The organism is Endoryza foliicola, assembly GCF_050589245.1.
GTDB classification, from domain to species: domain Bacteria; phylum Bacteroidota; class Bacteroidia; order Chitinophagales; family Chitinophagaceae; genus Endoryza; species Endoryza foliicola.
The window spans coordinates 243,236-256,648 of record NZ_JBOBEW010000004.1 but is presented as its reverse complement, the minus strand read 5'-3'; the positions used below and the strand labels follow the sequence as shown (position 1 = coordinate 256,648).

Genomic DNA, 13,413 nt, shown 5'->3' with positions numbered 1-13,413 from the left:
AACAAATATGTCTGTTACTTTCAACAACCAAACCGCTATCGTAACCGGAGCTGCTTCCGGTATCGGCAAAGCAATCGCTTTTAAATTGCTGGAAAAAGGCGTTAAATTATATGCCTTCGATTTAGATGGCGACAACTTAACAGGGCTTTTTGGATCAATATCAAATGCAACCGCTATTCGAGTAGATGTGACCGATCAAGAAGCAGTGAACAAAGCAGTTGCTAACATCCTTCAAGCTGAAGGGAGTATCGAAATATTGGTAAACTGTGTAGGCATAACCGGTATTACAAATATTAAAAGTCATGAAGTTGACTATAGCAACCTAAAAACAGTATTTGATGTAAACTTCATGAGTTGCTTCTTTACATCGAAAGCAGTATTACCATCAATGGTCGATAAAAAATATGGTCGAGTACTTCATCTTGCATCCATTGCTGGTAAAGAAGGCAATGCAGGTATGTTGGCTTATTCTACTTCTAAAGCTGCGGTAATTTGCATGGCAAAAGTACAGGGGTCAGAATACGCAGAAACCGGCATTACGGTAAATGCCATGGCCCCTGCCGTTATTCGCACTCCTTTGGTAGATAAAATGCCCGATGCTCAAGTAAAATACATGACCGATAAAATTCCAATGAAACGATGCGGTTCTTTAGATGAAGCAGCCAATCTCGCCACCTACATCGTTTCTCCGGAAAACAGTTTTACTACAGGCTTCACATTCGACTTGTCGGGAGGAAGAGCCACTTATTAATTAACTTTCATTCATGAAGATTTTATATTTCAGAGAAAATGGAGCCTTGAAGCTTGGTATTGCCACAGATAAAGGAGTGCTTGATATTGACTTGTACCGCACAGCAAATGGTTTTAAACCATTTGCTACAAATCCGATAACAGTTCATCACTTGGAGGCCTTGAACTATGCGCTGCAAAATGCACCAATACAATTCTACAAAACTGAACTTTCTCTAGCCATTGGTCCCTGCACCCCGAACCCGCAAAAAATTATTTGCATCGGACTCAATTATAGAAAGCATGCAATTGAAAGCGGCATGGCCATTCCAACCATTCCTGTTGTATTCACCAAATATAATAATACCTTGGTCGATTATGGCAAGGATGTAGAGCTTGGCAAAGTTGGCGTGCAATTCGACTATGAGGTAGAACTCGGAGTTGTGATCGGGAAAAAGGCGAAAAATGTTTCAAAAGAAGAAGCGCTGTCATATGTATTAGGGTATTGCGTGTCAAATGACCTGTCATGTCGTGACCTGCAGTTCAGAACCAGTCAATGGCTGATGGGCAAATCTTTGGATCACTTTCTACCCTTGGGAAAATATGTAGTTACATCAGATGAAGTTGGGGATCCCCAACAACTGGCTTTACAGTCGAAAGTGAACGGTGAGCTGCGTCAAAATTCTAATACTGCGGACATGATTTTTAATGTGGCCGAAATCATTGAAGATCTGTCTAAGCATTTTACATTAGAACCCGGTGACTTGATACTCACCGGAACACCCGAAGGAGTTGCTATGGGAATTACAGGACAACCCTGGTTAAAACCAAACGATGTAGTAGAAGTATCCATCGAAAATATTGGGTCTACTGTTAACACCATGATCTAATCCTTTTCCTTTAATAAGAAAGCGGCCAAATTGAAGTGCCGCTTTTTTATACTACTTTATCTTTCCCAAACTTCAATCTCCTCTACGTTTCTGTTGTCTACCCCTTCCATTCCTATACTTCACCAAAGAACCGAGCTTTGTACTCTTTCGGAGTAATAGAAGTGTACTTTTTAAAATGGCGATAAAAATTTGATTGGTTTTCAAATCCGGTTAGATAACTGATTTCAGAAACACTGTGCCGATCTTCGATCAACATTTGACATGCGTGACTGATCCGAATCTCTGTAACAAAATTGGAAAATGTTTTACGAGTATGGTGTTTAAAATAACGCGAGAAAGAGCCTACGCTCATGTTCAATTTTGAAGCAATCTCCTCTATGTAAATTTCATTCCTAAAATTCTTCATAATAAATTGAAATACTACATCTATTCTCGCCGCATCTTTGTTATTATTCACGGTAAACTCTTGCGATAAAATATTGGTTAAATTTTTACTTGTAGACATTGTGATCAAAATATCCAACAATTTCATCAATCTTTTTACCGGCTCATCGTACTGCATTTCTTCTAATTTATCGCCTACATAATCTGCAGTACTTCCTTGAATCACCAATCCCAAATTGGAGCGATTCAACAAACGCTTTACTAACTTAAACTCAGGTAAATCAAAGAAATTCTTTCCTAAAAACTCCTCTGTAAAATGTATAAAGATCGACTTTGCAACCAACTGAGGATCTTTATGGTACTCTTCGTTGTTTCTATATAAGTGTGGAATATTGGGGCCAATAAGCACAAGATCATTGGGTTGAAATAAACTTACTTGATCTCCAACAAACCGAGTTCCCTCAGATCTTTTTATTAAAGTCAGCTCGTATTCTTTATGAAAATGCCAAGGTTTGTCAAAATAATTACATTCCCATCTTTTATAAACGAAGGAAGAGTCAGGTTCTGCTACCAACTTATGTAACTGCGGCTTCATATCAATCTAAGTAGTTGTAGTTTTGAATCTTATCTAATTTACGCATTCATTGGGTTTCACTGAAATGAAACTTCTTAAAACTGTTAAAAATCGGGATTAAACAATTGCGCAAACGGTTTCGTACTTACTTCATCTGCTGCATGTTTAATTCTATGATCGATCATTTTCAATAATAACTTTTGCCAAAGCCCCATTTCCACGTCAAACCGACCCATCATAGTATTCAAGCGATAGTTCATGTTTTCAGAAAGCCAAGCATTCTTATAGTCTTCTTTTAAGGTTCCCAATTCATCCATCATGTCTTGCACAAGTCCATGACAGATGTACCCCAAATCATAGAATACAAAACTATTGCGCTTGGTCTCTAACATTGCCTTGTCCCATCTAGTACACATTACATGGGCCCATAAAAAACGGCTGGCTTCATAATGAAGTAGATTTGCCGTTACACGCATACTTTCAAGGTAAGATTGCTGCCAACCATTACTCTTTTTTATTGCACCAATCAATAAATCACTGGCCTCCTCGGTTTTTGAACGAACCAACCGAAAAACAGCTTCCTTCTCTTTTGTAATACTAAGGTAGTATTCATTGAATGGATTCGACCAACTCTCAATAATGGTTCCGCCGGGCATATTGCCGGTATTTTTTCCTAAACAGGTATACAACAGATCAACAGATTCTGCCATCAAAGCATTGGCTTTTACCAACGCCTCTCCGGCGTTGGGCACCAATACCTTCCCAAAACAAGATTCAAACTGATTCCTATTGGCCTCTTTTCCGCTCCACGCAGTAGCACAACCATAAGCCATAAAGCTCCAAGATGGCCGGACGAATGGCTCTACTGCATCCGTCCACACCGAAGTAATGAAGCCTTTTGTTTTATTCTTCATACCTTCTTGAATACACAAATCAATATTATCATATGTGTACGCTGCAGCCGGATAAATATGCCCCCATCCGGAAACAGCCGGTTGAATGATGAATTTCTTTCCTGCTTTCAAAATGGGATCTAAATAATGGTGCAAGGCAGCTGTATCGGGAGAATACTCCCAAATAACAGGAATTACATCTTCCGGGAATTTATTCATGAGCTCAGGGTAATAACTGGTCATATCGGTCCATGCCATTACAGTTTTTCCATAACTCTTAAACTCATCAGTTATAACGCGCAAATGCTGCAACCAAAGTTCTTCTGAATGAATAGAGGAATCAGATTCAATTCGCAATCTGTTTGTCTCCCATGTTTCGTCAAATCCAATATGAACGAATGCACTCGGAAACAACTCAACATATTGCTTGATCCAGTTTTTTAAAATTCTCCCTACTTCCGGGTTCCTAGGATCTAGTTCGTGACCAAAATTGCCGATAGCCAATTTTGAATACCGCTCCTTTTTTAATAAATCATGCAAATGACCATAAAAAGCTACGAATGGCACAACGTCCATATGGCGCAGCTTCCCATATTCGATAATCTCCTTCATTTGAGCCTGACTATATCCCTGCTTATAGTTTAGATCGTCAAACCCATTCATTTCAATACTTACCTCATTGTAGAAATAATATTGGTTGGTTTTCCACCTCGATAAAAAATCTATTTGTTTTTTTATTTCATCAACGGTTGGCAAACCACCGTGTGCCATATCCATCATTACCCCTCGATAAGGCAATACAGGCTGATCTTGAATTGAAACAAAGGGCAAAAAAGCCTCCTGCCCCCACGCCTCCACCAATTGTGAAATGGTTTGTGCTGCATAAAACAAACCGGTACTCGTAGTTGCGGTAATCGAAATTCCCTTTTCCGTGATCTCAAGAGAATATCCCTCCCGATCCCCTTTTACATTTTCGTTCGGAGTGGGAAGCAAACCACCACCTGCTTTCACAAGTATTGAAAGCGTTGACTGTGTTGGATTCAGAGCCTTCTTCAAGGGTAAGCCAGATGCAGTGACCAAGTTCGTTTTTAGGGCTTCTACTGCAAATCTCTCTTCGGCACTCCATTTGGGATTAGTGTAAATAGTTATATTTTTCAAAAACAGCTTCCCTTCTCTATAGCTCAGCTTTTGAGGTGTAGGAAATATCAGAGAATGCCCTTGAGCCATCACACCTGAAGCACACAATAAAAACAGCGTTACTAAAATCAAATACTTCATAACTGAAACAACTGAATTGAATAATGGAAGCTAATAGATTAGTGCTAGAAACTGATTGCCGTTCTTCCAAATCTCTTTCTTTTTTTGCAATCTGATCAAAAAAAATGAGCGGACTGTACTCATTGAAGAAACATCCGCTCACAACACTTAAAAAATACAAGTTACATATGTATACTATCCCAGACCATAGCCTGCAAAAAATCGACGCTTGTTTTGATTTTTAACCAACCATTGTTTTTATTGTCACGTCTTTTTATTTGCCCTTTAAGTCCGTAATTAGCCATTATAAGAAAGAAAACGAAGTATCCATTCAAAGCAAGGCTATTTCGGTCATTGGAATAGTGCTCTTAATTTTTATCCCACCACAATGGTGTTAATACATTATCAGGTCCACCCAACAAACTAACTGCTTTTTGAACAGCTGCAGTATTGGTTTGTGCCTCAGTGGTAAGGAAAGGCATTCTTCTGATAAATTTATCGGGAGTGATATCTGTATTATCGCTATGAATAATGTGATACAACTCAGGAAAACCGGATCTGCGAACTTCAGCCCAACCTTCCATACCATCAGGGAATAAGGCCAGCCACTTTTGTTGTGCAACTTGTTTTCGGTTCATATTAGCATCCGCGCTCCACTTAATTGGATAATTGTTTACTGCAGGAGAATTGAAGTAGTCGTTTGGAGCAACCGGAGTAGCAGTGCTAGCAACATAATTACTGATTGCAGTACCATCTGTTATTCCCCATTGGGCCATCGATACTCGAATTCCTTGCTCATAAAATGCCTGCGCAGTTCCGCCCATATTCCACCCATTCAACGCTCCTTCTGCTTTTAAGAAATAGGCTTCTGCCGGATGCATTAAATCAAACGGAACATCGTAATTGGTTTTCCAATCACTGATATTTTGATCCCAATAAGTCCAACGAGTACCCAAATTCGAATTGAACAAACGGGAATTCGCATCGATGATTTTTTCAGAAGTATACAAGCCATTTCTTACCCCTGCATATTCACCTGTGGCTACTGCCGGTTGAAAGTAGATAGCCAACCGTGGGTCATTATAGCCTTTTAAAATTGACTCCATTGCAGCACTCATGCGAATATCGTCCCAACCTGCAGTTACAGCTAGCCCATTGAACTCATTGTAAAACACTTTGTTCTTAGGCATATAAGCATCATCTCCATTGGTATCCATGGTTCCTGCGGCAACAGCGGCTTCTGCTTCTGATTTTGCCAATGTAGGATTCACCTTAGAAATTCTCAATGCTAAACGCAAACGGAGTGTGTTGGCAAACTTGATCCACGCTGAAACCGGATCACTTTTTTTACCATACACCAAATCATAGGTTCCAAATGGTTTCTCACCTGTATGCGATTTCAGTACTGTTACAGCACTGCTCAAACGTTTGAAGAAATCATAGTAAACCGAATCTTGAGGTGTATAAGCAATTGACGTTTTACCAGAAGCTGCTTCAAAATAGGGGATTGGTCCGAAGTAGTCAGTTACCCTATGAAACATCCATACCCACCATACATTTGCCAATGCGTTTTCCGCAGAATTCACATCAGTATTCGCCATAATTGTTTTCAACTGCGGTGCTGCAGAAATGTAAACCGGATTCCAACAAGCTGGCATCCAAGGTTGAACTACCACATACCTGTCGGTAGGAAAAGAATGTGCTGCTTGTGAAAAGAATTGTGAATACACTGACGCAATTGTCCCTTCTCCAATTTCAAAGTTGTCTGGACTAAGAGTTGGAGCTTGCAATGCATAAGAAAACATATAAGGAAATTCATTGCTTCCAACACTACTCAAAGAATTGGAATCAGTATTTACCTTGTCGAAGTTCTTTGTACAGCCCACTAGTAAAGAGGAGGCCAATATCACCGCAATGCCGGTATTCAATAGATTCATTTTTATACTTTTTATACGAAGCATATGCTAGTTGTTTTAGAATGATAATTTAAGATTCAAGCCAAGACTTCTCGAAGAAGGAAGATTGTAGTATTCAATCCCCTGGTAGTTACTGTTACCAAAACTAACCTCAGGATCGAAGTCCATCTTCCTTTTACCAATACCAGGGATATCAAGAATCGAGCTTCCACGATAAATAAAGAACAAGTTTCTTCCTACCAAACTCAATCGCGCTGACTTAATAAAAGCGGGGAGGCTTTTAAATTCATAGCCCAACGATAATTCACGCAAACGAACATTGGTAGCGTCATATGTGAAAAACTCACCCCAACTATAATCGCCTTGCGCTACAGTTTGCCAGAATTTCTCTGCATTAATAGCAGTAGTGCTTTTACTTCCGTCTGCCTTTACAGCAGGCAATGTCCATGAACTGGCATCTCTATATTGATCGGTAACTTTCGAAGTACCCGCATAAGCAAACTGTGCTGCCGTTCCTGAAGTAATAACACCACCAAACTTGCCATCAATTAAAAGACCTAAAGTCCAATTGCCATATTTAAAAGTATTTGTAAACCCGATGCTCACTTTAGGATTGTAGTTCCCTAATTTAGAAACAGTGTCTTCTCGTACAGGAACACCATTATCATTCACAACATAAGAACCGTTCAGGCGCTTCCATTTATATCCATACAAATCACCAAATTCCCCGCCTTCTCTAATTACAGGTGTAGCGGTGCGAACATTCGAAGTAGACCCCAAATAGATATAACGAATTGAAGGATCAAGTGTAATCACTTTACTTTGGTTATACGCATAGTTGAGCCCTAAATCCCAAGTAAACTTATTTGTAGAAATAGCTTTGTAGTTTAACATCACTTCTACACCCGTGTTTTGAATGTTACCGGCATTGATGTATGCGCTCGAAAATCCGGAAGACGCAGGTGTCGCTACTTTCAACAATTGATTCTTAGAGTTCGATTTATAAAAAGTAAGGTCAATACCCAACTTGTTAAACAATCTCCACTCAGTACCAATCTCGAATGATGTTGTCAATTCCGGTTTCAAATCTGAAATTGATTTGATAGAGCTGCTAGTGATGTAGCCTCCATAGTTCCCGGTTACATAATTATACGTTTGATTGATCAAATACGGATCCGCATCGTTACCTACTTGGGCATAGGAAGCTCTCACTTTAGCCATGTCAACAAAACTTGGCATCTTCATCATATCACTCAAGATCGAAGTAATACCAACTGATGGATAAAAGAAAGAATAAGGAGAAGGCAATGTACTCGACCAATCATTTCTAGCCGTTACATCTAAGTACAAATAGTCTTTGAAATTCAATTGAGCAGTTCCATATACTGACTGCAACTCTCTGTTTGCATTCGAAGTATTGGATGTTAATGCAGATGCAAAACGAAGATCGTACTTATTGTTAATGTTCAACCCGTCGGCAATACTCTTTCTAACCCTGAATTTGCGAACCAAGTCGGATGCACCAATGTTATACGTAATTTTCAGATCCTTAGTAATATCGTTGTTACCACTTAACAAGAAATCCATATTACGTTCTGCAACAAAGTCATTCTCTTCAGAGAAGTAACCACCGGCCTTTCTCGCATAGTTGGGGGTATTGTTTGCGTACGACTGAGTAATAAAGTCGTTATAACTATCATTACTAAATCGAGCTTGTGCCGTCAACCAATTGGTTAATTTGTATTTAACAGTTACCAATCCTGTTACGCGACTACGTTCTTCATTGTGATGACCATTGTAAACAGTCCAATAAGGATTGGTGTACACCGGATCTGAACTAGTCCAATAGTATGGTTTTTCAACAGCCCCAATAACTGTCTTATAATTTTGATACTCGCTCAAATTAACACTGCGTGGGATACGGTAAAGGTTGGCCGCTACCAAACCATCTCCACCCACACCGGGTTTGTTATAAATATTCTGTAATACATAGGTCACTTTCGCATCAGCGCTCAAACGATCGCTGATATTGAAATTCATTCTCGCGTTGAAAGTATGGCGCGACAAACTATTGGCAGGTACTAGTCCATTAATGAAACTATTTGCATAAGAAAAATAAGACTGTACCTTTTCATTTCCTGCAGTTACACCCACTGAGTTATTTGTACTCATACCTGTCTTAAAGAAGTCCTTTACGTTGTTTGGATAGGCTTGCAACGAAACTGAATTACCATGGTAATCTGTAACCTGCTGCCCGGCAATCTTTGCGCCATAGCTCGTGCTCGTTAAAGTAGAATAAACTCCACCGGCACCTTGACTATAAGTGTTCTGCAATTCCTGTAGCGACATTGGAGTTTCCATCGTAATACCGGAATTCACATTAACCGACATTTTGCCCGCCTTGCCTTTTTTAGTAGTAATTATGATTACACCGTTGTTTGCACGACTACCATACAAAGCAGCACCTGCTGCACCTTTCAACACGTTGATACTTTCAATATCGTCGGGGTTGATACTCGACAAACCATCAGTACCGCTTTGTCCGCCAAATCCACTGCCCGCGTCATCACGAACTTGACCTGCAGGCGTAGAGTTATCAATAGCAACACCATCTACCACTACTAACGCATTGTTGTTTCCTTGAATTGATCTGTTACCTCTTAAAACAATGCGGGTAGCTCCACCGGGGCCATTCGCACTAGAAGTAATGTTCAATCCCGCCACTTTGCCGCTTAAGGTATTGGCGAAGTTTGCATCACGAACTTCATTGATTTGATCACCTGCTATTCTTTGGGTAGAATAAGAAAGGGATTTAGCTGTCCGCTGGATACCCAAGGCCGTAACAACCACCTCTCCTAACTCTTTGCTCTGACGAACCAATGAAATCGTAAGGTTTGCATTAGTGCCGTCCAATTTCCATTCTATGGTTTCATAACCAACTGATGTAATAACGAGCGTTGAAGTGCTTGAAGTTACACTGATTGAAAAACTTCCGTCTTCGCCGGAGGTTACTCCTTTCTTCTCACCTTTTACTACAACAGAAACACGGGCAATTCCTTGTCCTGTTGTTTTGTCAATAACTTTACCTGAAATGGTCTTGCCACTTTGGGCCATCAAAGTTTGAACTGGGAATAAAAGTGTTGTGCTCAATAATAAGAGCAATCCCAAACTCAATTTTCTGGTGAAAAGAAAACAGGAAAAGAGTAGATTTCTGTTCAGTTTCGTAACCGGAAATCTGACCTGCTTGTTCTGAGCCATAAGCATTAGTATTTGATTGTTTAAACGGTTAACAGAGATTCACTCCGCTGTTAAATGGGTTGTGTTGCTTTCAATTTAGAAGCACGGATTATGTCTGACAAAAACAACAAGAGCACTTACTGATTCAAATTTATCAATGTCATTTTCTATAAAAATTCAATAATCAAATGACTTTGTATACTTTTTTAACATTTGTATTTTTTGCGAAAAAAAATGCAAATCGCATGTTGAACAATCGATCAAAGGAGTTCGCCAATTTTAAAACATAACGCTGAAATCCAATACCAACAATAATTTCAAAAGAATTTGATAGGATGTTCAATGTTCATTGAACTGCATTCAGAAGGAGTAGTGTTGTATTTTTGGCCTTGGTTCTTGTACTTTTTTGTCTAATTTCTCCCATTTTATGATCAAAAAATCAAATATTGATAATTGAGATGTATGTAGTTTTTTCATTCACTATTGAAATCATTTCATCTTGGCAATGTGCTGCATATTCCAAACCAAAATAAAGCAGCATATCAGCGGTACCTACCGCTCACCACAATAAATCTTTTCTCGTTTACTCAAAAAAAAGTCTCGCAATGCGAGACCAACTTATAACTTACCAATTAAAAACCTACAACTCACTATATCGCTTCATCCACCAAAAACAAAATCGATTCGTAATTCTGTTGAACCGCTTCCGACATTGCGATTTCGCAAGTTTTAGTTGAGGAATAATAACCATCATACTTGCGCTGCTTCACTTCCATTGATTCAGCCATGGTAGCAGCTTCCGTTAATTCGGGGATCAAAAAGCCTCGGTCTCCCGCCATACCACAACAACCGGCAGTCAGCGGAACTGTTACCTGTGTTGCATAATGTTGGGCGATATTCAAAAACATTCCATCCGTTTTCATCTTTTTCAAACTACAAACCGGGTGCAGTACTACTGAGCGATTCAAAGGTTTCGGACCTGTAATAGGCAATACACTGTTGTTTAAAAATTCAACGCTGTCTAAAATTGTCAGCTTATCAAACTTTTCTTGGTCTTCCGCATTCAATACAGAACGCAAGTGCTTTAAGGTATAGGTACAGGAGCTCACGTCCATTACAATTGGCAAAACACCCTCTTTGCTCACCTCCCATAATTGTGAAACGGTTTTATTAGCTGTATATTGATAAGCAGCACCAAATCCTTTAGAGGAAAAGATCTGACCACAGCAAGAACCGTGAATGTTCTCGGGTATCACTACGTCAATTCCCACTTTTTTACAGATACTCAAGAAAGTCTCCATTAAGTTTTTATCCTTACCCGAATACTTTCCCATCACCCTAGAAATGCAGGCGGGGAAATAAACAATACTGCCTCTTCGCTCTAAATGTTTTACAACTGTTCCTGTTCTCAACTTCGAAGGAGGAGCTTGCAATTGCTCCGACCATAAAGGCATTGCTGGAACCATCTTCTTCATCCCCTTGGTCAAACTCACCATGGCTTTTTTTCCAAAAACGGCATTGACACCGGATCCCAATTTCAAACCTATTCTTACAACTGATTCAACCTTTCCAAAATGCTTGGCCACTCGAAGCGCCCATTTATTGGCCGCAGCCGAATGATTCTCTCTGCGAAGGCGCTTTACCAAATCGCCCGTATTGATATCTACCGGACAAGCCGTGGCGCACATTCCATCTACCGCACAAGTATCCGTTCCATCGTATTGATATTGCTGGAGCAAAGTCTCGTACTCTCTTGTTTTACCTTCTTGGCGCAAATTTTCCAACACACGTCTGATCACAATTCTTCGTCTAGGTGTAGCTGTTAAATCTCTACTCGGACAAACATGTTCACAAAACCCGCACTCAATGCATCGATCTACTTCTTCCTCTACAACGGGAAGTTTTTTTAAATGCTGTATATGTGCATCTTTACTTTCATTTATGATTACGCCGGGGTTCAATAAGTTACGGGGGTCGATCACTTGTTTCAATCGCTTCATGATCTCGTAAGCTTCTTCACCCCATTCAGTTTCAACGAATGGTGCCATGTTTCTACCGGTACCATGTTCGGCTTTCAAAGTACCATTGTGTTTGTTTACTACCAGTGATACAACATCTTGAATAAATCGATCGTATCGGTCAATTTCCTCCGGTGTATTGAAACTTTGGGTTACCACAAAATGGATGTTTCCATCTTTGGCATGTCCGAAAATAATAGCATTATGGTATTCGTATGTTTTGAATAAGTGGTGCAGATCGTGAATGGCAGCGCCTAAGCTTTCAACAGGAAAAGCCACATCTTCCAATACTACGGTGGTTCCTTTCGCCCGAACTGCACCTACTGCGGGAAACATTCCCTTACGAATTTTCCAATAGAATTGTTGAATTGCAGTATCTGTTGTGAATTCAGGAGTTTGCACTAATTGAAATGCCGAGGCTACTTGCAGGCAGTTCGATACGCGCTCTTCCAAAACTTGATTTGAGGACTCTTGAAATTCTACTAATAAAGCCGCAGCAGTATCGGGAAGTGTTTTTATGATGGGAGGAATTCCTTCCATTGCTTCTACTGAGCGAAGTGAAGCTCGGTCCATCAATTCAACCGTCATGGCTCCGGCATCTTTCAAAGGCAGAATTGCTTTACATGCTTCGTAGATATCGGGGAAGTAAAACAATGCAGTAGCTTTATGGGGATAGTCGGGAACCGTTTGCATCACTGCTTCAGCAATGAAAGCAAGGGTACCTTCCGCTCCTATCAACAAGTGCGCAAGAATATCGAGTGGATGTTCAAAATCAACAAAAGCATTCAATGAATACCCAACGGTGGTTTTGGTTTGGTATTTCTTTCTGATTTTATCGAAGAGGGCGGTGTTTGAATGAATCTGCGCTTTAATATCAAGCAGTGTTTGCGCGATCTCGGAACAATCTTGTTCAAAACGTGTGTAATCGTCCTTTAGTTCCGTTGAGAAACGTTTACCATCGGGTAAAACAAAGCGAATGTATTGTGTGGTATGATACGAATTCTGAGCAACACCACAGCACATTCCGCTGGCATTGTTGGAGAGAATGCCACCCATCATAGCAGCATTGATACTCGCCGGATCGGGACCGATTTTTCGTTGATACTTTTTAAGATAGGCATTTACCATTGCGCCGGTGATACCTGGTTGCACACGAACCAATTGAGATTGGTTTTCAATGGTACATTTTTTCCAATACTGACTTAAGTCAACCAAAATACCATCCGTAATACACTGCCCTGAAAGCGAAGTTCCTCCTGCACGAAACACGATGGGAATATTTTTCTCAGAAGAGAACTGAAACAACTGTATGATTTCTTCTTCGGAAACCGGCAGCACCACTGCCTTTGGAAGCAAGTAATAAAATCCGGCATCCGCCGCAAACGACACCAAATCAATATATCGATCTCGAATTCTTTCTTTTGGAATGATCGTATTCAACGCTGCTATCATATCAAAAAAATCGATCATGGAAGCACACGACTTCATGCATCTTAATGCATTAAAATTAATTTT

Annotated in this window: 7 protein-coding genes; 2 read left to right on the top strand and 5 right to left on the bottom strand. The window is 40.0% G+C overall.

What is annotated here, in order from left to right:
* Window positions 1–7: 7 nt before the first annotated feature.
* Together ACQ2HE_RS10915 and ACQ2HE_RS10910 are read left to right on the top strand one after the other, a co-directional pair.
* Window positions 8–751: an SDR family NAD(P)-dependent oxidoreductase gene (locus ACQ2HE_RS10915; protein ID WP_430899575.1), complete on the top strand. Its 744-nt coding sequence runs from the start codon at window positions 8–10 to the stop codon at window positions 749–751.
* 13 nt (window positions 752–764) lie between these two features.
* Window positions 765–1,619 (top strand): fumarylacetoacetate hydrolase family protein, encoded by an 855-nt coding sequence (locus ACQ2HE_RS10910; protein WP_430899577.1) that lies wholly within the window; start codon window positions 765–767, stop codon window positions 1,617–1,619.
* A 112-nt stretch (window positions 1,620–1,731) separates the two neighbouring features.
* Here ACQ2HE_RS10910 and ACQ2HE_RS10905 read toward each other — a convergent pair whose 3' ends face one another.
* From ACQ2HE_RS10905 to ACQ2HE_RS10885, 5 genes are all read right to left on the bottom strand, one after another.
* Complete coding sequence (locus ACQ2HE_RS10905) at window positions 1,732–2,598, bottom strand: AraC family transcriptional regulator (protein ID WP_430899579.1); 867 nt, start codon at window positions 2,596–2,598, stop codon at window positions 1,732–1,734.
* An 83-nt stretch (window positions 2,599–2,681) separates the two neighbouring features.
* Window positions 2,682–4,748: a beta-N-acetylhexosaminidase gene (locus tag ACQ2HE_RS10900; protein ID WP_430899581.1), complete on the bottom strand. Its 2,067-nt coding sequence runs from the start codon at window positions 4,746–4,748 to the stop codon at window positions 2,682–2,684.
* Window positions 4,749–5,095: 347 nt separating this feature from the next.
* The gene (locus ACQ2HE_RS10895; protein WP_430899583.1) at window positions 5,096–6,688 is read right to left on the bottom strand and encodes a SusD/RagB family nutrient-binding outer membrane lipoprotein; all 1,593 of its coding nucleotides are present in this window, start codon (window positions 6,686–6,688) and stop codon (window positions 5,096–5,098) included.
* Window positions 6,689–6,700: 12 nt separating this feature from the next.
* On the bottom strand, window positions 6,701–9,901 hold the full coding sequence (locus ACQ2HE_RS10890; RefSeq protein WP_430899585.1) for a SusC/RagA family TonB-linked outer membrane protein: 3,201 nt from the start codon (window positions 9,899–9,901) through the stop codon (window positions 6,701–6,703).
* A 629-nt stretch (window positions 9,902–10,530) separates the two neighbouring features.
* Window positions 10,531–13,368, bottom strand: a complete 2,838-nt coding sequence (locus ACQ2HE_RS10885; RefSeq protein WP_430899587.1) for an FAD-binding and (Fe-S)-binding domain-containing protein — start codon at window positions 13,366–13,368, stop codon at window positions 10,531–10,533.
* Between the last annotated feature and the right edge of the window lie 45 nt (window positions 13,369–13,413).